General features: G+C 69.0%; 17 protein-coding genes. 10 read left to right on the plus strand and 7 right to left on the minus strand.

All coding sequences use genetic code 11. The features are described from left to right. Positions 1 to 78: 78 nt before the first annotated feature. The gene (locus Acor_RS36195; protein ID WP_170317251.1) at positions 79 to 1,953 is read left to right on the plus strand and encodes a sensor histidine kinase; all 1,875 of its coding nucleotides are present in this window, start codon (positions 79 to 81) and stop codon (positions 1,951 to 1,953) included. Next, positions 1,950 to 2,342, plus strand: coding sequence for a DUF742 domain-containing protein (locus Acor_RS36200; protein ID WP_155341284.1), 393 nt, complete (start codon positions 1,950 to 1,952; stop codon positions 2,340 to 2,342). The genes Acor_RS36195 and Acor_RS36200 overlap by 4 nt, the downstream gene beginning before the upstream one ends. Here Acor_RS36200 and Acor_RS36205 read toward each other — a convergent pair. The 5 genes from Acor_RS36205 to Acor_RS36225 all read right to left on the minus strand — a co-directional run bounded on the left by Acor_RS36205 (position 2,339) and on the right by Acor_RS36225 (position 7,464). Beyond that, the gene (locus Acor_RS36205) at positions 2,339 to 3,604 is read right to left on the minus strand and encodes a sulfotransferase family protein (protein ID WP_155341285.1); all 1,266 of its coding nucleotides are present in this window, start codon (positions 3,602 to 3,604) and stop codon (positions 2,339 to 2,341) included. The genes Acor_RS36200 and Acor_RS36205 overlap by 4 nt on opposite strands. 105 nt (positions 3,605 to 3,709) lie before the next feature. After that, complete coding sequence (locus Acor_RS36210; protein WP_155341286.1) at positions 3,710 to 4,285, minus strand: GTP-binding protein; 576 nt, start codon at positions 4,283 to 4,285, stop codon at positions 3,710 to 3,712. Further along, positions 4,266 to 4,631, minus strand: a complete 366-nt coding sequence (locus Acor_RS36215; protein ID WP_308805711.1) for a DUF742 domain-containing protein — start codon at positions 4,629 to 4,631, stop codon at positions 4,266 to 4,268. The genes Acor_RS36210 and Acor_RS36215 overlap by 20 nt, the downstream gene beginning before the upstream one ends. Then, the gene (locus Acor_RS36220) at positions 4,628 to 5,035 is read right to left on the minus strand and encodes a roadblock/LC7 domain-containing protein (protein WP_155341287.1); all 408 of its coding nucleotides are present in this window, start codon (positions 5,033 to 5,035) and stop codon (positions 4,628 to 4,630) included. The genes Acor_RS36215 and Acor_RS36220 overlap by 4 nt, the downstream gene beginning before the upstream one ends. Then, the gene (locus tag Acor_RS36225; RefSeq protein WP_170317252.1) at positions 5,032 to 7,464 is read right to left on the minus strand and encodes a sensor histidine kinase; all 2,433 of its coding nucleotides are present in this window, start codon (positions 7,462 to 7,464) and stop codon (positions 5,032 to 5,034) included. Before Acor_RS36225 ends, Acor_RS36220 begins: the two co-directional genes overlap by 4 nt. 153 nt (positions 7,465 to 7,617) lie before the next feature. On the opposite strand from Acor_RS36225, the gene Acor_RS36230 reads away from it, so the two are divergent. From Acor_RS36230 to Acor_RS36240, 3 genes are all read left to right on the plus strand, one after another. Further along, complete coding sequence (locus tag Acor_RS36230) at positions 7,618 to 8,415, plus strand: SDR family NAD(P)-dependent oxidoreductase (protein ID WP_155341289.1); 798 nt, start codon at positions 7,618 to 7,620, stop codon at positions 8,413 to 8,415. Positions 8,416 to 8,504: 89 nt separating this feature from the next. Continuing rightward, entirely contained in the window at positions 8,505 to 9,542 is a 1,038-nt protein-coding gene (locus Acor_RS36235; RefSeq protein ID WP_246239596.1) for an acyltransferase family protein, read from the plus strand. 127 nt (positions 9,543 to 9,669) lie between these two features. Further along, a complete protein-coding gene (locus tag Acor_RS36240; protein ID WP_155341290.1) occupies positions 9,670 to 10,269 on the plus strand; it encodes a hypothetical protein in 600 nt (199 codons plus the stop codon). On the opposite strand, the gene Acor_RS36245 is transcribed toward Acor_RS36240, so the two are convergent. Together Acor_RS36245 and wecB are read right to left on the minus strand one after the other, a co-directional pair. After that, a complete protein-coding gene (locus tag Acor_RS36245; protein WP_155341291.1) occupies positions 10,266 to 12,332 on the minus strand; it encodes a glycosyltransferase family protein in 2,067 nt (688 codons plus the stop codon). The genes Acor_RS36240 and Acor_RS36245 overlap by 4 nt on opposite strands. A 75-nt stretch (positions 12,333 to 12,407) precedes the next feature. After that, entirely contained in the window at positions 12,408 to 13,517 is a 1,110-nt protein-coding gene (gene wecB / locus Acor_RS36250) for a non-hydrolyzing UDP-N-acetylglucosamine 2-epimerase (protein ID WP_174876244.1), read from the minus strand. Positions 13,518 to 13,684: 167 nt separating this feature from the next. Here wecB and Acor_RS36255 point away from each other — a divergent pair, with 167 nt between their 5' ends. The 5 genes from Acor_RS36255 (at position 13,685) to Acor_RS36275 (ending at position 20,270) form a co-directional block, all read left to right on the plus strand. Continuing rightward, a complete protein-coding gene (locus tag Acor_RS36255) occupies positions 13,685 to 15,268 on the plus strand; it encodes a glycosyltransferase family 4 protein (protein WP_246239598.1) in 1,584 nt (527 codons plus the stop codon). Positions 15,269 to 15,370: 102 nt separating this feature from the next. Beyond that, a complete protein-coding gene (locus Acor_RS36260; protein ID WP_155341294.1) occupies positions 15,371 to 16,633 on the plus strand; it encodes a nucleotide sugar dehydrogenase in 1,263 nt (420 codons plus the stop codon). A 13-nt stretch (positions 16,634 to 16,646) separates the two neighbouring features. After that, positions 16,647 to 17,735 carry a glycosyltransferase gene (locus tag Acor_RS36265; RefSeq protein ID WP_174876245.1) on the plus strand — a complete coding sequence of 363 codons (1,089 nt, stop codon included), beginning with the start codon at positions 16,647 to 16,649 and terminating at the stop codon, positions 17,733 to 17,735. A gap of 34 nt (positions 17,736 to 17,769) precedes the next feature. Next, on the plus strand, positions 17,770 to 19,587 hold the full coding sequence (locus tag Acor_RS36270; protein WP_155341295.1) for a DUF4434 domain-containing protein: 1,818 nt from the start codon (positions 17,770 to 17,772) through the stop codon (positions 19,585 to 19,587). A 26-nt stretch (positions 19,588 to 19,613) separates the two neighbouring features. Continuing rightward, positions 19,614 to 20,270, plus strand: coding sequence for an NUDIX hydrolase (locus Acor_RS36275; RefSeq protein WP_155341296.1), 657 nt, complete (start codon positions 19,614 to 19,616; stop codon positions 20,268 to 20,270). The last annotated feature ends 29 nt before the right edge of the window (positions 20,271 to 20,299 follow it).

Here is a 20,299-nt window from a genome sequence, read left to right on the forward strand (position 1 = left end):
TGCTACTCTCATCGGCTACGTACGGCCATTGAGGGTGTCATGAAGGCAAGCAGATCAGTCCGGTTCAAGATTTCTACGTTGCTGGTCATTCCGCTGATCTCACTCGTGGCACTCTGGGGATTCGCCGCCACGATCACGACGAGCGAGTCCCTCAACCTGCTGAGCGTCTCGGTGCTCTACGAGACGATCGGCGTCCCCGGTGACAAGCTGGCCCGCTCGGTCCAGCGCGAGCACCTGCTCTCCGCCGAATACCTGTCCACCGGCTCGGCCGAGACCAAGAGCCTCCTGGCCGACCAGCGCAGACTCACCGACGACGACCGTCAGGCGATGCGCACCGAGACCAGGACCGACCAGGCCCAGAACGCGATGAGCCCGCCGATGAAGGCCCGCTACAACGACGTGATGGCCGCGGTGGAGGAGATCGACGACCTGCGGCAGGACGTGGACGGCCGCAGGATCGACCTGGTCACCCTGGGGCAGCGGTACGGCTGGCTGCCCAGCGCCATGATCGCGCTGATCAACAGCATGACCCTCACCAACAACGTCGAGCTCTACCAGCAGTCCCGCAGCCTCACCTCGATCGGCCTGGCCGAGGACCACATGACCAGGGAGTTCGCGCTCGCCGCCGGGCTGCTGGTGGTCAACAGCCGGTGGGAGGAGCCGGAGCGGCGGGCGTTCACCCAGCTCGCAGCCAAGCGGGAGTTCCTGTTCGAGCAGGGCATGCTGGAACTGGAGCCGGAGCTGCGCGCGCCGTTCGAGAAACTGATCGTCTCGGACGCGTACCGGCAGTTCCAGCGGATGGAGAGCCGGATCATCAGCGGCAACCTCGGCCAGGACATCACCCACGCCGTGTGGCGGCAGGTGTCCGAGGACGTGGACAGGGCGTACCGGGCCGCGATCGACAACGGCGGCGTGGCGCTGGCCTCCCGCGGCGAACCGGTGGCGATCGCCACCTTCGTCCGGGCCGGGGTGGCCGGCGTGCTGGGCCTGGTCGCGGTCATCCTGTCCCTGGTGCTCTCGCTGCGGGCCGCCCGCGCCCTCTCCCGCGAGCTGGGCGGCCTGCGCTCGGCCGCCCAGGAGCTGGCCGAGGTACGGCTGCCGCGCGTGGTCGAACGCCTCCGCCGGGGCGACAAGGTCGACGTCGCCACCGAGGCCCCCGAGCTGGAGCCCCCCGGCAACACCGCCGAGGTGCGGGACGTGGCGTACGCGTTCAGCGCCGTGCAGCACACGGCCGTGGACGCCGCGGTCGACCAGGCCAGGCTGCGCGAGAGCGTCGGCCAGGCCCTGCGCAACCTGGCCCGCCGCAGCCAGGGCCTGCTGCAGCGGCAGCTCAAGCTGCTGGACGCGATGCAGCGGCAGACCGAGGATTCCACCGCGCTGGAGGATCTGTTCCGTTTGGACCATCTCACCACCCGGATGCGCCGCCACGCCGAAGGCCTGATCGTGCTGTCCGGCGGCTCACCAGGCCGTACCCACCGCAACCCGGTTCCGGTGGCGGACACGCTGCAGGGCGCGGTCGCCGAGGTCGAGGACTACCCCCGGGTCCGGGTGTACCCGATGCCGGAGGCCGCCCTGAACGGCTCGGCCGTCACCGACCTGATCCACCTGTTCGCCGAGCTGATCGAGAACGCCACCGCGTACTCGCCGCCGCACACCGAGGTCTCGGTCCGCGGCGAGGCCGTCGCCAAGGGCTTCGCTGTCGAGGTCGAGGACCGCGGGCTGGGCATGTCAGCCGCCGACATCGACGCGATCAACCGCAGGCTCGCCAGCCCGCCGGAGTTCAACCTGGCCGACACCGACCGGCTCGGCCTGGTCGTCGTCGGCCGGCTCGCCACCCGCCACGGCGTCAAGGTCGAACTCCGGCCCTCGCCCTTCGGAGGAACCACCGCTATCGTGCTCATTCCCTCAGCCGTACTGGCACCGGAGGCCGTCCTGGAAGGGGCAGGCGCATGAGCCACTACGAGGAGTGGGTGGACGACGGCCCCGTGGTCCGCTCGTACGCCCTGACCCGGGGCCGCGCCAGCACGACGGCTCCGCTCGACCTGATGTCGGTGGTGGCCGCCACCGGCGCGCTCATCCCGCCCAACGCGGATCTGGGCCGCGAGCACCGCCGCCTGCTGGAGCTGATCCCGCGCTCCCGCCAGGTGGCCGACGTCGCCTCCGAGGCCGACCTGCCGCTCGGCGTGGTCCGGGTCCTGCTCGGCGACCTTCTCGACCACGGCCTGATCCTGGTCCGGCCGCCGGCCGGGGGCGCGTACGTGCCCGGCGCCACCCAGTCGGCCACCCCGCCGGCGTCGGAGAGCATCCTGCGCGAGGTGATCAGCGGCCTGCGCGCGCTCTAGGGGCCTTCGCGGGGGATGCCGTAGCGGTCGGAGTAGAAGGCGAAGCGTTCGCGCAGCGCGTGCACGTTCAGGCCGAAGTCGGCGGCTTCGTAGGTGTGCACGCCGTGGCGGCCGCGCCGGTGGCGCGGGTACCAGACGGTCATCAGGCGTTCGGTCTCCGGGGTGAGCTCGGCATCGGCGGCGGCGTAGATGCGGCGGATCGTGGCCATCGGGTCGGCGTTGAGCTGGGCGAAGTGCACATCCACGAAACGGCGGTCGGCGGCCCCCCGGTCCCGTACGGACGCCTGGAGCAGGCGTTCGGTCAGGTCGGCGACGTGGCGGCCGATCAGGTGCGGGTTCGGGTGCGGGTAGCTCTGGCGCAGCCCGTAGGACAGCATCGCGGCCAGCGAGAGCACGCTGCGGACGGGGTCGCGGTGGGTCTGCACGATGGTGGCGTCGGGGAACGTGCCGGTGAGCGGGCCGAAGCGTTCCAGATGCTGCGGGGATCGCAGCAGCCAGCGCGGGCCGCCGGGGCGGATCCACTGCATGGCCTGGAGGGCGCGGTGGAGGTAGGCGTAGTCGGCGGTGGCGTACCGGGCGAGCCGGCCGGGCACGAGGTGCTCGAAGAACAGCGACGAGAAGCCCATCGCGAGCGGCATCAGCTCCTCGTCGGGGGAGTCGTTCTCCAGGTCGGCCATCTTGATCATCTCGGGGGAGCCCCAGTTGAGGAACGAGAGCACCCGCGCCCCTGCTTTGATCCGCGGATCCGGTGAGGCCGCCCGCGCGGTCGCCTCCTCGAACGGCAGCGGATTGACCGCCTCCCAGAAAGGCAGGGAACGGAAGCGTGGATCCCGGGCGAGCAGCCGGTGCAGGAACATCATTCCGCTCCGGTGCAACCCCGTGATGACGACCGGATCGGTCACCGGACGCGAGAAGATCTCCGGTCTGCGCCGGGCCAGCTCCTCCAGCCTCAGCCGGTTGCGCAGGGCCGCCAGCAGCGTCGTGTGCGCGCCCAGCCGCCCGAGCGCGTGCAGTTCGGCTGTGTCGAGAGCCCCGCAGATCCGCTCCAGCGGCTCGTCCAGCGGTGCCAGCGTGCCGAAGTCCTCCAGCCGCGTCCGCCGTCGCGCTTTGGCTTTCAGCGCCGCCGCGTCCAGCGGCCACCACATCCGGGCGAACGGCAGCAGCGCGGCGAGCCGCATGGGAATCGGCAGCCGCGGATTCTGGTACGCCAGCGCACGCGCGGTCAGGTCGGCGCGCCGGGGCTGAGGGATGCCCTTCAGCATGGGGAGCTCCGCATCCGGGAACCACTGCCCCACGAGGTTTCCGGCGAACCTCGGGAACCGTGGATCCCACCTATGCCGAGTGTCGCAGCGCGGCTCCCGGTCCCGCTAGCGCTGGCTGGCGGTGAGTGTCTTGAGCGCGTGCTCCACCAGAGTGACCAGGACGACCTTCGCGGACGCGCGCCGCCGTACGTCACACAGGAGCACCGGAACCTCGGGGTCCAGGTCCAGCGCGATCCTGACGTCGTCCGGCTCGTACCGTTCCGCGCCGTCGAAGCAGTTGACGGCGACGATGAACGGGGTGCCGCGCTGCTCGAAGTAGTCGATGGACGGGAAGCAGTCGGTCAGCCGGCGGGTGTCGGCGATGACGACCGCGCCCAGCGCGCCGTACGAGAGTTCGTCCCACATGAACCAGAAACGTTCCTGTCCGGGGGTGCCGAACAGGTAGACGACCAGGCCTTCGCGGATGGTGATGCGGCCGAAGTCCATCGCGACGGTGGTCGTCGTCTTGGTTTCGACTCCGCCCACGTCGTCGACGCCGACCCCCCGGTCGGAGAGGACTTCCTCGGTGCGCAACGGGCGGATCTCGCTGATCGCTCCGACCAGCGTGGTCTTGCCGACGCCGAAGCCGCCGGCGACGAGGATCTTGAGAGCGACCGGCTCGTCAGAGGGCGCGAAGGCCATTGATCACTTCCTTGAGAATGCGCTCGCTGGGGAGCGGCGCGACCTGGGCCGGTGGCCGTACCCGGATCAGCCCTTGGTCCTGTAAGTCACCGAGGAGGACCCGGACCACGCCGAGGGCGAGGTCCAGCTCCGAGGCGAGGTCCACCACGGAGGTGGCTCTGGCGGTGATGTCCAGGATGCGCCACTGTTCCGGCCCGATGTCCGCGGGGTCACGCGGGGTCTTTCCGACGGCCGTCACCATGGCGATCAGGTCCATGTCGTCGGCCGAGGAATGGGCACGCCCCCGGGTCAGGGCGTACGGCCGGACGACCGGCCCGGCCTCCTCGTCCATCCACTCGGGCGTCACGGGGAGTTCCGCCGCGGGTTCGTCGATATGTGCTGGCCGACCCGCTTGACCAGCATCGCCATCTCGTACGCGATATGACCGACATCAGCATCCGAGGCGGCCAACACGGCGAGACAGGTGCCCTGACCGGCGGCGGTGACAAAAAGGAACGCGGCTTCCATCTCGACGATGGTCTGGCGCACCTCCCCGCCGGCGAAATGGCGTCCCGCGCCGCGCGCCAGGCTCTGGAATCCGGCGGCCACGGCGGACAGGTGCTCGGCGTCCTCGCGGGAGAGCCCTTGGGAGGCCCCGACGACCAGGCCGTCGGTGGACAGGATCACCGCTTGGCGGACGGCTCCGACCCGGCTGATCAGGTCGTCCAGCAACCAGTTCAGCTCGCCGGATGCAGTCACTTTCCCGGTCATTCCTCACCCTTCTCGCCATTATTGGTATCTGCGTAGTCTGCATCCTCACGTCCCCGCCGCGCTCCCTGTTGGAAGGCGGAGAACATGGCGCGCGCCTCCTCGGGCGTACGCTCCTGGGCGGGGGTCGTGGGCGCGGACAGCGGCTGCGCCCGCTCCGGCTCGGTGATGAGCTGGGGGGCGATATGCGACTGGCGAACGCGGCGGGGCAGGCCCGCGTGGGTCCCGCTGGCGACCGACGAGCCAGGTTTCTGGCTGGGCGGCCCCGAGGACGAGGACGGCGGTGCGGACGGGGTCGACGCCGGCTCCGCCGAACGGGTGGAACGCCGCCTGGCCGGCAGCGCGGGCGGGCCGCCGTTCGACTGGGCGGACTGCGGGACCACCGAGAGCCCGGCGTCGTTGCGCGGCGCGGCCGGGACCGGCTCGGTCCGCAGCGACGCGGGCGTGAAGAACGGCGAGGTCTCCGGGCCGGACCGCTCGGGGTCGGTCAGGTCCGCCGGCGGCTCCGGCGGCTGCGCGGACGTGATCGCGGGCTGCGGCACCACTTCGGCCTGCACGGGCGGCGGGATCGAGCCGGGCGAACCGTCCTCGGCGACCAGCGCCCTGGGCACCAGCACGATGGCCGTGGTGCCGCCGTACGGGGAGGAGCGCAGCACCACGCCGATGCTGTAGCGGGCGGCCAGCTGGCCGACCACGAACAGGCCGAGCCGGTCGCTGTCGGCCAGGTCGAACTCGGGCGGCGCGGCCAGCTTGTCGTTGATCGCCTGGTACTCCTCGGGGGCCAGCCCGAGACCGCGGTCCTCGACCTCCAGCACCAGGCCGTTGGCGACCATCTCGGCCCGCACCTGCACCTTGGTCTGCGGCGGCGAGAAGACGGTGGCGTTCTCGATCAGCTCGGCGACCAGGTGGATGAGGTCGGCCACCGACGCCCCGGCCACCGAGGACGGCGGCATCGGCAGCACGGTCACCCGGGTGAAGTCCTCCACCTCGGCGACGGCCGCGCGGACCACGTCGATGATCGGCACCGGCTTGCGCCAGGACCGGCCGGGCGTCGCGCCGGACAGAATGATCAGACCTTCGGCGTGCCGGCGCATCCGGGTGGTCAGGTGGTCGAGCCGGAACAGGTCCTCCAGCGTCTCCGGGTTGTTCGCCCGGCGCTGCATCGAGTCCAGCAGGGTGAGCTGGCGGTGCAGCAGGCTCTGCTTGCGGCGGGCCAGGTTGAGGAAGACGTGGTTGACGCCGCGGCGCAGGTTGGCCTGGCCGACGGCGGCCTCGACCGCGGTGCGCTGCACCGAGCTGAACGCCGCCGCCACGTCCTCGACCTCGGTGGAACCGCCGGCCACGATCGGGGGCGCCTCGGTCTCGACGTCCACCTCCTCGCCCTTCTTGAGGCGGTCGACCACGCGGGGGAGCCGGACGTCGGCGAGTTCGAGCGCGGCCACGCGCAGCCCGGCCAGGTCGCGGACCAGGCGGCGGCCGAACCGGACCGAGAAGATGATCGTGGCCACCACGGCGATCAGGCCGAGCCCGCCCGCGATGGCGATCCTGGCCATGATCCCGGTGGCCACCGCGGTGGCGGCGTCGGTGAGCGCGCTGGAGGAGCGGATCCGGGCGTCGTCCAAGCGGGCGACCAGGCTGTCCACGGTGGACTTCCACCGGGCGGCCTCGGAAGGGAGCGGCCCGCCGGAGCGCACCTGGTCGACGATCTGGCTTTCCAGCACCTGGAACTGGGTGAACAGATCCGAGGTCAGCACGGTCTCGTACGGCCCGCGCATGCTGCCTTCGAGCACCGGGAGATTCTTCGCGTACAGGAACTGCCGGGTGGCCACCCACTCGCTGAAGGCGTTGTGCTCCTCGGCGCTCAGCCGGCCCTTGGACAGCGCGCCCCGGATCAGGGCGTCCTCCCGCGCGATCATCTCGTGCGCGTTGCCCATCGCCTGCATGGCGCTGGCCTGCTGGAAGATGCCCAGGTCCGGCACCGAGACGAGCCGGTCGTAGACCCGGAACAGCTCGTCCATGATCTGGTTGTACGACTTGATCGCGTCCAGCCGGGTGGCGTTGCCGAGCGCCACCGAGTCCCGGATCCGCGGCAGGTTCTCCAGGCCGGCGACGAGGCTGTTGAGCGGCGCCTGCAGCTCCTCGCTCATCGCACCGGTGGTGGCCGGGTCGCGGGCGGCCTTGGTGAAGGCGTCGACGGCCGTGCTGGTCTTGGCCTGGGTGCTGGTGAGCGTGGCCGAACTGGTCTGGCCACTGCTGAGCACGTCGGCGGTGAGCGCGCGCTCTTCCTGGATCCGCAGCCCGAGGTCGGTGGAGGTTACGCCGATCGTTTCGTACAGCGCGTTGGCCCGCAGAAGCGCGAGGCCGTCGCCGACGGTCAGATTGAGGACGAATCCCCACAAAGCACTCAGGGTCAGCAGAGGTAAGAGCAGCAACAAAAAGATCTTGAACCGAATCGACCGGTTTTTTGAACCCATGGCCACTCCTGCAGTGCGTGGAGGCTCGCGCCGCATTTGGGGGGAAATGCACCTCCGGAAGATCGCACAGGAGACTAGCACCGATACTGTTCTGGCGCAGTGGAGGAACTGATGATTACTGTGATCACTGGGGCGAGCGCGGGAATCGGCGCAGCTGCCGCCCTTGATCTCGCCCAAAAGGGACACCAACTTGTCCTGCTGGGCCGGAGCCGGACCAAGCTCGATGCGGTCGCCGAGCGTGTGACCGCGATTTCGGACAGTCATCCGAAGATCATTACGGTGGACTACGCGTCCTTCGCGTCGGTACGGCAGGCCGCCGACGAGATCCGCGCCCACTGCGACCGGATCGACGTGCTGGCCAACAACGCGGGGGTCATGGTCCCGCACCGGGAGCTGACCCCGGACGGCCACGAGCTCATGATCCAGGTGAACCACCTGGCGCCCTTCCTGCTGACCAACCTGCTGCTGGACCGGGTGGCCCGGGTGGTGACCACCTCCTCCCGGGCCGCCGGCACCGGCAAACTCGACATTTCGGATTTATCCCGAAATGGGCGGAGATGGAATGGTTGGTTGCAATATGGCGATTCCAAACAGGCGAATATTCTGTTCACCGTGGCGCTCGCCTCCCGGGGAGCTCTGGCCACCTGCTTCCACCCCGGCGTGCTCCGCACCGGATTCGCCGCTGGAACTTTCATGATGCGCCTGCTCACCCTTCCCGGCATGGCCGAGTCCGCGGAGACCGGCGCCGGCCGCCTGGTTCACCTCGTCACCCACCCCGACGGCACCGACCACCCGGGCCGCTACTTCGTCAAGAACCGCCCCCAGGCCGTCTCCGCCGCCAGCGGCGACCTGGCCCGAGCCGAGGCGCTGTGGGCGGCCAGCGCCGAGACGGTCGGACTGACCGGGTAGCGACGCGTCAGGCAGTGTTCCGGCGGGGTTCCACCGGCGTTCCGGTGGTGTTGGCCGGCGGCTAGAAAGAGGTCGTTAGGGTCCGGCGCGTGACAGCGCCGTCCCCTGCTCCCCCCGCCGCCACGGCCGATCCGGTCGCGCCCGCCGTGCGCCGTGATCCCTTCCTGGACAACGCCAAGTTCCTGGCGATCGTGCTGGTCGTGGCCGGCCACCTCGTCGAGGACCTGCGCGATGTGGACTCGGCCCACGCGCTCTATTTCTTCGTCTACCTTTTCCACATGCCACTGTTCATCGTCATCAGCGGCTACTTATCACGAAATTTCACCGCTCTTAGGACGCGGAAGCTGATCACCAGCTTGGCCGTACCTTATGTCATCTTTGAACTGGCCTATTCACTGCCACGCTATTTCCTGTACGGCAAGCTGGACATCACGCTGCTCGACCCCTATTACCTGACCTGGTTTCTCATGTCGCTGTTCCTCTGGCGGCTGTCCACCCCGCTCTGGTTCCAGTTGCGCTGGCCGCTGGCGGTCGCCGTCGGGATCTCGGTGCTGTCGGGGATGAGCCCGCTCCCGGACGAGCTGTCGATGAACCGCACGATGGGCCTGCTGCCGTTCTACGTGCTCGGCCTGATGCTCAAGCCGGAACACTTCCAGCTGCTCAAGCGGAAGTGGGTTCGGATTACGGGCGCGGTGGTGCTGGTGGCCGGGGTGGGGATCGCGTTCGTGGTGCACCGGGGGGTGCCGACCGAGTGGATCCGCTGGCGGCACGCCTATGGGCAGATCGGCGTGGACAACCTGACCGGCAGCGCGATCCGGCTGGCCATGCTGGTGGTCGGGGCCCTGCTGGTGGCCGCGTTCCTGGCGGTGACGACGTCCCGCCGGACCTGGTTCACCGCGCTGGGGGCGGTCACCATCTACGCGTATCTGTTGCACGGATTCGTGGCGAAGGTCCTCGAACGTTTCCACGATTATCTGGTCAATCCGCTGGGCGTGGCCGCCATGGTCGTGGTCGCGGTACTGCTCACCGCCGTGCTGTGTACCGCGCCGGTACGACGCCTGACCAAATGGGCTGTAGAACCAGATATGTCGTGGGCTTTTCGCCGGGGCAGGCGGGCCAGGACCTGAATTCTTGGTGCCGCCTTTGCCGGAACAGGTAGCCTGCTCGAATTCTGATCGAGATATTCGGGGGCCCTGAATGCGAAAAGCGAATTACCTCGCTTTAGTCGTACTGCTGGCGGGATGTAGCGCACAGGTGACGTCGCCGCCGGCCCCGACGACCGGCGGCGCGGCCAGTCTGGCCGAGGTGCTGCTCACGCACGTGGACGGCATGCGCCGCGTCTACGGCCCGGAATCGGGGGCCTTCGGCGGCCTGCACGCCACCCAGGCCGGTATGCACGCGCTCGGCCAGGCGAAGCTGGACAAACCCCAGTGCCGCTTCGCCGGCCAGCTGGACGCCCGCGCGGTCGCCGACGCCCCGGGCGCCGTCGTCGCCTTCGCCACCCCCGCGGCCGGAACCACCGGCCCGGCCCGTACGGTCACCGAGGCGGTCGTGATGGCCGGCTGGTTCCCCGAGACACCCCCGATGGAGTGCGCGCGCTTCACGGCCACGGTGGCCGGCCAGGAGATCGTCTACGTCACGGCCCCGGTGCGGGGCCCCGGCTGGGGAGATGACACCCAGGGCTTCCTCACGACCGCCGAAACCGACGGACAGCACACCAACATCGGCACGGTTGTCATGAAATATCGTGGCGTGCTGATGAGCCTGCTCGTCGTCGGCGCGAAAGTGAACCACGCCGACGTGATCCGCCAGAGCGAACTCGCCCTGGCGAACCTCCGCCGGGTTCTCGTCTAGATCATGACGTGCTGTTCGGGATGCCCGACGAAGCTGAACTGGGCGTTGCGGGTGAGCTTGTAGTCCGCCGCCTGCCAGGTGTGCGCGGACGCGTCCGATCCGCGCATGTAGACGAAGTTGAAGCGGTCCGCGGAGTAGATGCGGATCCCGTCCTCCTTCAGCCGCCGTACCAGCCGGGTGTCCTCGCCCGCGTTGACCGGTTCGAAGGGGATCGAGCGGAGCAGGTCGGCCTTGGCCAGGATGGTGGCGCCCTGGACCAGGTGCGCGTACCGGTGCTCCAGGCCGGGCAGCCGGTACACCGTCACGTTCTTGTCGGGGAAGTAGGTGTAGTGCGCGCCCTTTCCGACCATCTCCGCTTCCGAGTAGTCGAAGGTGCGGACCAGGTCGGACAGGTAGTGCTCGCCGTAGAGGTTGTCGTCGTCCATCTTGGCGATGAGTTCGCCCTCGGCCTGCGCGATGCCGTGGTTGAGCACCTCACCGAGGGTGAACGAGGGCGGCGCGGTGAGGACCTTGACGGCGGGGATCCCGGCGGCCAGCGCCTTGTCCCGGATCACGCCGGGGTCCTCGGAGAGGCCGTGCAGCACCAGGACCAGTTCGAGGTTGCGGTGCTTCTGGCGGGCGACCTGGCTGATCGCGTGCTCCAGCTGCCCGGCGCGGTTGGTGGGCAGCACGACCGAGACCGCGTACGAGCGCGGCACGACCGGCCGCCCGAGCGCCCCGAGGATCTGGTCGACCCGATGCGAGAACAGATGTTTGTCGAACACCTCACGCATGGCCAGATGCCCCTGCCGGGCCCGCAGCTCCGGGCTGTTGATCAGGTAGAGGGCGCGGTTGTACGCCTCCTCCTGGGAGTGCGCGACCGGGATGAGATCCCCGAAGGTCTCCTCGATCGCCCGGGACCACCCGGACAGCACGGTCGTCGACGAGGCCGACAGTTCGAACACCCGGCGCGCGCACATGGTCGGCGAGTCGATCACCGAGTTCACGTTCAGGAAGACCTTGTACATCTTGTACGCGGCCAGCATCTGCTCATATGGCAGCTCGCCCACGATGTGCGGCCGGTACTCCTCCGGCCACGCGTACTTGTCGGCCACCGTCCCGTTACGGGCGAAGATGTGCAGCCCGAGCTCCCGGGCCGGCGCCAGGATCGTCTCCATCTGCTCGCGACGCTCCGGGTGCTTGTCCCGGAAGTACATGCCGCCGAACACGATGTCGTACAGCCGGCCCTGCTTGGTCTGGATCGGATTGTGGATCCGAGGCTGCGCCGCGAACTGCAGCACATCCACCCGATCATGTCCCAATATTTCGCGATACTTGGGGATCATGTCGCCGTCGCACGTGTAGACGTGGTCGAACAGCTTCGCCGTGTCGATGAAGAAGTCGAAGTTCGGCGGGTCCTCCTTGTTCCAGAAGACCGACGGGATCCCCTCCGCCCGGCACCACGCCAGCAGGTCGCGAAGCTCCTGCTTCGGGGCGTTGGTGCCGGTCATCTGGTAGCGCCAGCGGCCCTGGTTCCCGTGCCAGGCCGACTCGCAGAACAGCACGTCGGGCCGCTTCTCGGCGAAGATCTCCGGCCAGTCGGCCAGCCCGAACTCGATCTGGTCCCACTCGTACTGGAAGGCCATCCGGGAGAAGTCGTCCAGGATGACGGCCACCTTGAGATCCGGGCGGCTCTGCATCCCTTCCGGCCACTGCAACGTCGGGATCTTGACCTCGGGGCCCTTCAGCTCGGCCTGCGCCGCCGCGTCGACCACCGAGATCGGCGCCTTGGGGCTCTTGCGGCCCTTCATCGCCTTGGACAGATCCCGCGGCAGCCGGACGAACTTGGCCGGCTTGGCCGCCCCGGTGAGCGCCTGGGCGACCCGGAACGGCCGCTGCGTCTGGGTGGCCTTGAGCTTCCAGATGGCGTACTCGGCGCGCGCCTCCTGGGTGGCGAGCTTCTTCTCCAGCTCCCTGATCCGCTGCTCGTAGCGCTCGACGACCTTGCGCTCCTCGGGCAGCCAGTTCACCGGCCCGAGCCGCTGGAACCGAGGCTCGTCGAAGGTCTCGTCGCTTTCAGCCATGTTCAGCCCTTGCTAGGTCGTCCGGATCAGCCATGCTACGGCGGAAGCCGTGGTCATTTGTGCGTTTTGTACGGCTTAGCCGACTGTTCCCCGCGCGGCCGGAGACAGATTGTCCCCACGCAGCCAGGCTGCGATCACGCGCGCGATCCGCGGCCCGGACTTGCCGTCCCACAGCGGCGGCAGCTCCGCGCTCGGCGTCGTCGCCCCCTCGGCGAGCGCCACGCCCGCGGCGGCCGGCAGCTGCGCCGGGGTCACCAGCCGGTTGGTCCCGTGCGTCACCGTGATCGGCCGCTCGGTGTTCGGCCGGATGGTCAGGCAGGGCACGCCCAGCATGGTCGTCTCCTCCTGCACGCCGCCGGAGTCGGTCAGCACCAGCGCCGCACCCCGGACCAGCGACAGGAACTCCACATACCCGAGCGGCTCGATGATCTGCAGGCTCGGCCCGTCCACCAGCCCGGCCTCGGCCAGCCGCTGCCGCCCGCGCGGATGCAGCGGCACGATCACCGGCACCTGCTCGGCCACCCCGAGCACCGCGTCCACCAGCTCCTTGGCGGAGGCCGGATCGTCCACGTTCGCCGGCCGGTGCAACGTTCCCACCGCGTACTTCCCGGACAGCCCGAGGCGCTCCTGCACCGGCACGGGGTCCAGCTTCGGCAGCGCGGAGAAGAGGCTGTCGATCATCGGGTTGCCCACCAGGTGCACCTTCGCGGCGGGCACGCCCTCGCGGGCCAGGTGGGACAGCGCGTCCGGCGAGGTGCAGAACAGGATGTCGGAGAGCGCGTCGGTGACGATCCGGTTGACCTCCTCCGGCATGCTCCGGTCGAAGGAGCGCAGGCCCGCCTCCACGTGCGCGGTCGGCACGCCCAGCTTGGCGCAGACCAGGATCGCGGCCAGGGTGGAGTTCACGTCGCCGTAGACGACCACCAGGCTGGGCTGCTCACGCTGGACGACCTCCTCCAGGCCGGTCAGCAGCAGCGCGGTCTGCTGCGCGTGCGAACCTGACCCGACGGCCAGATTCGCGAGCGGTTCCGGCAGGTTCAGGTCGACGAAGAAGACGTCCGACATGAGGGCGTCATAGTGCTGTCCGGTGTGGATGATGCCCTGCCGTACCCCCAGCTCGGCCAGACCGGCGACCACCGGCGCTGCCTTGACGAAGTTGGGGCGAGCGCCCAGAACATGCAGCACGAGGGTGTCTTGAAGCCGTGAATCCCTCAATGACCTTGCCTTTCTTCTGGGACTGGGGCAAACGTTGCCTATGGTACGGTCACGCCGTGGTAAGCGAGGCCAACAAGCCAACGAAGGTGTCCGCCAAGACCGCGAGGGCCGGGGTGGGTGGACTTCTGCGGGGATTCGTGAAGAATCCCGTGATCGTGTCGCGCATCGTGGTGGGCAAGGTCAAGTCGGATCCCATGCGGGTGGCCCAGGCCGCCGCTGACGCCATGCCGGCCCGGATGCGGCCCCTGGTGGGCCGGGTGGCCTGGCCGGTGGCGCGGTACGCGCGGGTCACGATCCGGAAGATCGTTCGCCGGATGGCCGACGGACCGCTCGAAGCGGCCAAGGCGCACTGGGAGGCCGGGCGGATCAGCAAGGCCGTGGAGGTGCTCCAGCCGCACACCCGGTGGCCGTTCATCCGCCGGCGGATCGCCTACTACGAGGGCGAACTGGCCGCGATCGGCAAGGATCCGATTCCGCCCAAGGCCAAAGTGATCATGGGCGATCGGGTGCCGGGGCGGGTGCTGCACATGGTGACCAACGCCCTGCCGTACACGCAGGCGGGGTATACGGTGCGGACCCACCGGATCGTCACCGCGCAGCTGGCGGCCGGGCTCGATCCGCACGTGGTGACCAGCTGGGGCTGGCCGATGCTGCAGGGCCACACCGACGCGACGCCGTTCGACGAGATCGACGGGATCCCCTACCGGCGGCTGCTGCCCAGCGGCGACGTGCCGTACGAGAGCCGCGGCCGCATGATCCGCGGCGCGGCGGACGTGACCGAACTGGTCAGGCAGCTGCGCCCGCAGGTCCTGCACGCCGCCACCGACCACCGCAACGGCTCGGTCGCGCTGGCCGTCCGGGAGCGGACCAGCACCCCGTTCGTCTACGAGGTGCGCGGCTTCCTGGAAGAGACCTGGACCTCGCGGGATCCCAGGCGGATCGGCAGCGAGCGGCACCTGCTCCAGAAGGAGCGCGAGGCGCACATCATGCGCTCCGCGGACGCCGTGGTCACGCTGGCCGAGACCATGGTCACCGAGATCCTGGAGCGCGGCGTGCCCCGGGAGCGGATCTTTCTGGCCCCGAACGCGGTGGACGACAGCCTGCTGACTGCGGCCTATGACGGTTACACGCTGCGCCGGGAGTACGGCATCCGGGACGACGAGATCGTGGTCGGGTCGGTGTCCAGCATCGTCGGCTACGAGGGCTTCGCCACGCTGCTGAGCGCCGCCGCGATCCTGAAGGCTCAGGGCACGCCGGTCCGGGTGCTGATCGTCGGCGACGGCGCCGAACGCCCCGCGTTGCTCCAGCAGGTGGACAAACTCGGTATAGGTGACATCTGTTTGCTGCCGGGACGCGTCGGGCCTGAGGAGGCCCTACAGGCCCAAGCGGCCATCGACATCTTCATCTGCCCTCGCGACGATCTGCGCGTCACCCGTCTGGTGACGCCGCTGAAGCCGGTCGAGGCGATGGCGCTGGGCAAACCGGTCGTGCTGAGTGACCTGCCCGCACTGTCGGAACTGGTCGGCTCCGACGGCGCCGGTCTGCTGGTGAAGCCGGAGAGCCCGGAGGAGCTCGCCAAGGCCATCGCCGAGCTCCGGGAGGACCCGGAGCGGCGGCGGATCATGGGCGAAGCCGGACGCGCAGAAGTTGCCGCAAAAAGGACCTGGAGCAGTCTCGCCAAGACCTATCGTGAAATTTACGAATCGATCGCCAGCAAGTGAGTTCCACCGAAGAGGCCGGATGTGGTGCATCAGGCATCCTTGGTGCCGAGTTGAGATAGCCTTTGCGACCATGAAGTGTTGTTCCCGCTCCCAGGTCTCATCGTGACCCGCTTCGATCTCACGATCATCGGATTGGGCTACGTGGGCATGCCGCTGGCCAAGGAGGCCATCGCGGCCGGCTTGACCGTGGCCGGGCTCGACGTCGACCCCCGCAAGGTGGACGCGCTCAACGCGGGCAGGTCGTACATCGACGACCTGACGGACGCCGACCTCGACGGCATGCTCGGCAACGGCTTCACGGCCACGCTGGACCCGACGGTGCTGGCCGAGTCCTCGACGATCGTGATCTGCGTGCCGACGCCGCTGGACGAGGACCATCGTCCGGACCTGTCCGCCGTCGAAGGAGCCACCGCCACCGTCGCCGCGCACCTGCGCGCCGGCACCCTGGTCGTGCTCGAATCGACGACCTGGCCGGGCACCACCGACGAGGTGGCCCGCCCGATCCTGGAACAGTCGGGGCTGGTCGCCGGCACCGACTTCCACCTGGCGTTCTCGCCGGAGCGGATCGACCCGGGCAACACCAAATTCGGCCTGCGGAACACTCCCAAGGTGGTGGGCGGATTCACGCGCCCCTGCCGGGACCGCGCCGAATCCTTCTACTCGCGGTTCATCGAGCGGGTCGTCACGGTCAGCGGCACCCGCGAGGCCGAGATGGCCAAGCTGCTGGAGAACACCTACCGGCACGTCAACATCGCGCTCGTGAACGAGATGGCGATCTTCTGTGACGAGCTCGGGGTGGATCTCTGGGAGTCCATCGAGGCGGCGGCCACCAAGCCGTTCGGATTCCAGAAGTTCCTGCCGGGGCCGGGTGTCGGCGGGCACTGTATTCCGGTAGATCCGTCCTATCTGTCGTATACGGTGCGCAAGCTCGGGTATCCGTTCCGGTTCGTGGAGCTGGCGCAGGAGATCAACGAGCGGATGCCGTCGTATGTGGTCGCGCGGGTGCAGCGGCTGCTGAACCGGCATCGCAAGCCTGTCAACGGGTCGAAGGTGCTGCTGCTCGGGGTGACGTACAAGCCGGACATCGCCGACGAGCGGGAGACGCCCGCCATCCCGGTCGCCGAGGCGCTGCTGGAACTCGGCGCCGAGCTCTCGTTCTGCGACCCGCACGTGCCCGCGTGGTCGGTGGAGGGCACGCAGATCCCCCGCGAAGAGGATCTGGGCGCGGCCATCGCGGCCGCGGACGTGACCGTGCTGCTGCAGCAGCACGCCGCGTTCGACCTGGACCTGGTCGAACGCCAGGGGCGTCTGGTGCTCGACACTCGTGGCGTGCTCGCCACGAGCGAACGCGTCGAGCGGCTGTAGGGAGGCCTGACGCGTGCACGTGCTCGTCATGACGGTGGTCCATCACCCCGAGGACGCCCGGATCCTGCACCGGCAGATTCGGGCCCTCGTCGACGCCGGTCATGAGGTCACGTACGCGGCGCCGTACACGGCGCGCGGGGTCGTGCCCCGGCCGTGGGTGACCGGCGTGGACCTGCCGCGCGCGGCCGAGCGGCGGCGGGTGACGGCCGTGCGGGCCGCCCGGCAGCTGTTCAAGAGCATGCGCGGCAAGGTCGACCTGTGCCTGGTGCACGACCCGGAGCTGCTGTTCGCGGTGGCGGGCGTGCGCAACCGGCCGCCGGTCGTCTGGGACGTGCACGAGGACACCCCCGCGACGCTGTCGCTGAAGCCCTGGCTGCCCGCGTTCCTGCGCCCGCCGACCCGGTTCCTGGCCCGGCTGCTTGAGGGTACGGCGGAGCGCCACCTGCACCTGTTGCTGGCCGAGACCGCCTACGCGGGCCGGTTCCGGCAGGCGCACCTGGTCGTGCCGAACGAGACCTGGGTGCCGGACAGCGTCAGCACCCCCGGCGACGACCGGGTGGTCTACCTGGGCTGGCTGTCGGAGGCGCGCGGCGTCCGCGAGGCCGTCGAGGTGGCGCGGCTGCTGCGCCCGCACCGGGTGGCGGTCGAGCTGATCGGATACGCCGATCCGCAGAGTCGCCCGCTGCTGGCCGGCGCGGTCGAGGACGGCCTGCTCGAATGGCGGGACTTCATGCCGAACGACGAGGCGCTCAAGCGGCTCGACGGCGCGCTCGCCGGACTCTCCCTGCTGCACGACGAACCCAACTACCGGCACTCCATGCCCACGAAGATCGTGGAGTACATGGCGCACGGAATACCAGTGATCACGACGCCTTCCCCCCGGGCGGTGGAACTGGTGGAGCGTTACCAGAGCGGCATGGTCGTGCCCTGGCAGGACCCGCAGGCGGTCGCGAAGGCGGTGCTGTCCCTCCGCGACAACACCGACGAGCGGCGCGGCGCGGGTGCCCGTGGGTACGCCGCGGCCCGAGCCAACCATCACTGGCCCAACTCGGCCCGCCGGTTCGTGGCCCAGCTCGAAGCATGGGCAGGCGTCAGGCCTTAGTGTCTTAAATGCCGAATATGTCAGGGGTGACGGTTTGCGTTGGCTGGCTCTGATCCTGGGCGTCGCGATTCTCGGCGGTGTCGCGTCCGTCGTGTTCGCGCTCAACGAGCCGGAGACCCGGGCCGCGAACGTGGGCAACACCGCGCCGTCCTCGCCGAAGCCGAGCGCGTCGGTTGAGACGAACGAATTCACCGATCCGTGTGGAACGTTCGACACCAATGTGACGACGCCGTACTCGATCACCGGGTACTGGATCCTGCCCACCGCGGACCGGTGCAACTGGCGGCGGCAGCTGGAGGCCATCCACCACGTGGGCGGCGACACCGTGGTCCGGATCGGCTTCGGGCTATCGCCGCGCCAGGTCAACGCCGACGGCAACATCCTCGACCAGGTCACCGCCGAGGGTAAGGACCCGCTGCCCGACAAGCGGTACGCGTTCTGCGTGGAGAACGGGATCCCCTGTGCGAAAGCCGCCGAGAACGATCTGAAGGCCGCGAACCCCGGTAACCGGATCACTTGGAACTTCGTCTACCGGACCGATGAGCAGTACGGGCCCGGGGTGTTCCGGTGCCCGTCGATGGAACGCAAGATCGTGATCGGCGACAAGGTGTTCTACCGCCTGATCGCCTCCGAGGACGGCTCCGACGACTCGACCTGCGACTTCTCCTCGAAGGGTTCGGGCTATCACCTGATCCTGGTGTCGGCCGGGGCCACCGACAGCCTGACCGAGCTGCTCGACCTGGGCGACCGCTTCGGGATCCGGGTCTTCCCCGCGTTACCGCTGGCGCCGCGGGATCCGGCCGGGGCGACCCGGGCGAATCCGCGGCATGTCGGGACGCTGACCACGCTGACGCGGCGGATTCTGCAGGACTACGGTGACCGGCACGCGCGGCGGGAGTCGCTCGGGGGTGTGTACCAGCCATTCGAGTTACAGATCCGGGACTGGGCCGAACCGGAGAACGTGCCGACCCTTCAGGTGTACGCGGAGCAGCATCGGATCGTGGAGCAGGAGCTGCCGGGCAAACCCATCCTGGTGAGTCCCTACCTGGACGCGCGGCGGCGGGTGGAGTACACCTCCACGCCGAAGCAGGTGGCCAGTGGGTTCAAGGCGCTGGCCAGGACCGGGGTCGGGATCATCGCGCCGCAGGACAGCCGGGGGACCGGCAAGGTCGGGCTGTTCTGGCCGAACTGGAAGAACAAGCCGGTGGATGAGCGGTTGAAGCCAGTGGTGGGGGAGAGCACGTACAACACCGCCTACTACGGCGGAACCCGCGACTACTACCGCGAGATGTCCGAAGCCCGGAAGGAACTCCTGGACGAGGGCATCAAGGTCCAGCTGTGGGCGAACGTGGAATCCTTCGAGCCGTCGGCGACCGAACGGTGTGGCACGCAGGGGTCGCGGGGGCGCACGGACAAGCCCCGGATGGACACGGCGGTCACGCTCGCCGGGCCCTACGTGTCGAAGATCATTTCCTATATGTGGACCGACTTCTACACCTGTGGGTCGCCGTCGCTGTCGGAGGAGATCGCGAAGGACTGGGATCGGCCGGTCGCCATCCAGGCGGTGCGGGTGCAGCGGCAGATCCAGGATGGGCTGGAGATCCGGGGCTACCACGTGCAGGACGCCAAGGTCACGCTGAGCTGGGAAGGGCTGGAGACGCCCCGGGTGGTGGACGCGGCGACGGTCGGCTGGTTCGACGGCAGTCCGATGCCGGATCTGCCCAAGGCCGTCGGGCGGATCTGGATTCCCGTCGACTGGGAATCCGTGCCCGACGACACGTGGGTCCGGGTCGAGGTCACCTCGGCGGACGGGCGTAAGGCGGCCGAGCCTGTCTACTATAGGCACGAGTGATCCACTCAGCGTGTAACGTGCCTGCCATGGTCCCGCGTATTCCCGTCAGCGTGGATCTCGTGGTGCTCACCGTGCGGTTCCAGCAGCTGAGCGCACTGGTGTGGCGCCGGGATCGTGCGCCTTATGACGATTTGTGGGCTTTGTCGGGTGGGTTTATTCAGCTGGAGGAGGACCTTCCCGCGGCCGCCGCCCGAGTGCTGGCCGAACGGGCCGGGCTGCCCGGGGCGCCGGTGCATCTGGAGCAGCTCCAGACTTATGGGTATCCGGATCGGGATCCTCGGCAGCGAGTGGTGAGCGTCGCCTACCTCGGCCTGGCCCCCGACCTGCCGGCCTCGACCGAGGCCCACATGAGCTGGCAGGCGGTCGCGTCCCTGACGGCGATGGCCTTCGACCACCGGCGGATCGTCCTCGACGGGATCGAGCGCGCCCGAGCCAAACTGGAGTACACCTCACTGGGAGCCGCATTCTGCCCCGAGGAGTTCACCGTGGCCGAACTCCGCCGCGTCTACGAAATCGTCTGGGGCCGCCCACTCGACCCCCGTAACTTCCACCGCAAGGTCACCAAAACCGAGGGCTTCCTAATCCCCACCGGCCGAACCACAACCCGAGACGGCGGCCGCCCCGCAATGCTCTACCGCCGCGGCCCAGCAGTCCTACTCCACCCCCCGATGCTCCGCGTCTAGGTGGCTCTCCCACCCACCCACCCTTGTTG

The sequence above is a fragment of the Acrocarpospora corrugata genome, assembly GCF_009687845.1.
GTDB lineage: Bacteria > Actinomycetota > Actinomycetes > Streptosporangiales > Streptosporangiaceae > Acrocarpospora > Acrocarpospora corrugata.